We start from the raw sequence: 2,014 nt of genomic DNA, 5'->3' as shown, positions 1-2,014 counted from the left end.
CGCTACGCGAAGTCACCCCCGACAGGTCCACCGCGCCGTGCGAGGTCGTCGCGCGGGCAGCAGGAAGTATGGGCCGCTCGTCAGGGTTCGTCCTGGCGAGGGTCGGCCAACGCCATAAGCCATGCCATTCCTATTATTTTGTCCGAAAGCCAGTCAAGGGGTGAAATTCCAACCAATGATGGAATGGAGGTTTCGGGCATTGGGAAATTTCACTGCCTGTGGGTGCGCCGGTGGATGGTGAACCTCTCCGGCTGGGCGGATGATCTCTACCTGCCCCTGCGTCTGGGTGTCGGTCATGCTCTGTGAGGATCTCGCTCCCCTACGGAATGTCCGTAATCAAGGTTTCGGTCTTCGTGTCGATAGGACACCTGTCCATGTTGACTAATTGATCCGAGCTCTATTCCGCATATCGGTCAAATAACTGGTGATCTTGCTGACAGCGGCCTTGCGGGATGTTGACAGCCCACGGTCCGCGCCTGCGCGAGGGGTCGAGATTTGGCCTGATCGGGCGAGCTCTACGGCGACGAAGTCGCCTGAGGGTAGATCGGTGCGATGCCGGTTCGTCCGGACGGTCCTCCGTCGGGCGTATCCGTCACCGGGATGGGTCCCCTTAAGTCGGATGCCTGATGCCCCGGTAGTGGCCGGATCCCTAACGTTGCGGGCATCGATCCGTGATCAACCCCCAAGCTGCCTCGGAGGGCACCATGTCGTTCCACGTTCTGATCGTCGGTGGCGGCATCGGCGGGCTCACGCTCGCCCAAGGGCTGCGCAAGGCCGGCATCTCGGTGACGGTCTACGAGCGGGACAGGTCCAAGGACGACCGGCTGCAGGGTTACCGTATCCACATCTCCCCCAAGGGATGCGCCGCGTTGCACGAGTGCCTGCCGGAGGAGCTGTATGACCGGTTCGTGGCGACCACGGGCAAGCCCAACACCACCCTGGGCTTCTATGACTCCGCTTTCTCCGAGCTGCTGACCATCGGGGACCCGGACGCGCCCGAGCACCACATCGACAGCTTCAAGTCCGTCAGCCGTATCTCGCTGCGTGAGGTACTGCTGAGCGGCCTGGAAGGCATCGTCCAGTACGGCAAGACATTCACGCACTACGAGCAGCGTCCGGACGGCAGGGTGCGCGCTCACTTCGACGACGGCACTCATGCCGACGGCGACCTGCTGGTGGGCGCGGAGGGGGTCAACTCCCGGGTCCGCCAGCAGTTGTTGCCGGAAGCCGAGCGCATCGACACCGGCGCGCTATCGGTCTCGGCCAAGGTCCCGCTGGACGATGAGACCCGCAAGCTTCTGCCCAGGCAGCTGTTCGCAGGCTCGGGGTTCCTGTTCGGGCCGCAGGGCAAAGCCGTCTTCCTGGCGGCGCACGAATTCCGCACCCGCAGCTCGGTGGCCCAGGCGCCCAGCGGGGGCTTGCTACTGGACAACAGCGCCGACTACATCATGTGGAACATCGTCACCACCTGGGACAAACTGGGCGACCGAGTCGAGCTGGAGCGCATGGACGGCGCCGAACTGCAGCAGGTCGCCGTCCAGGCGCTGAAGGGCTGGAGTCCCCGGCTGCACAAGCTGATCGCACGCAGCGACCTCGGCAGCGTCTCGATCTTCCCGCTGAAGACCTCCACCCCGGTCAAGCCGTGGCAGACCACCAACGTGACGCTGATCGGCGACGCGATTCACAACATGCCGCCCACCGCGGGCGTCGGCGCCAACACCGCGATCCTGGACGCCCGGCTGCTGTGCGCGAACCTGATCGACCACGTCAAGGGGCGGCGGACATTGCTGGACGCGGTGCATGCCTACGAGGTCGAGATGGTCGACTACGCCTTCAAGGCGGTCGCCCTTGCCATGCGGAACCTGAAGATGGGCGTCAGCGCCAGCCCGGTGCAGCGCCTGTTCACCAAGACCCTGTTCCGCTTCTTCAACGCGGTGCCGCCGCTGAAGAAGCAGATGTCCGCCTCGATGATGAAGTAGCCATGCGGATCGTCTTCGCGAGCCCGCTGATCCCC

1 protein-coding gene is annotated in these 2,014 nt (G+C 64.2%); it reads left to right on the top strand.

Annotation, left to right across the window (positions count from 1 at the left end; all coding sequences use genetic code 11):
• The first annotated feature begins 704 nt into the window (after positions 1-704).
• Positions 705-1,979: an FAD-dependent oxidoreductase gene (locus ACQP1V_RS33965; RefSeq protein ID WP_433414386.1), complete on the top strand. Its 1,275-nt coding sequence runs from the start codon at positions 705-707 to the stop codon at positions 1,977-1,979.
• The last annotated feature ends 35 nt before the right edge of the window (positions 1,980-2,014 follow it).

Origin of the sequence: Microtetraspora malaysiensis (assembly GCF_050947145.1) — a bacterium.
GTDB classification, from domain to species: Bacteria; Actinomycetota; Actinomycetes; order Streptosporangiales; family Streptosporangiaceae; genus Microtetraspora_A; species Microtetraspora_A malaysiensis.
This window is presented reverse-complemented; position numbering and strand designations above follow the sequence as displayed.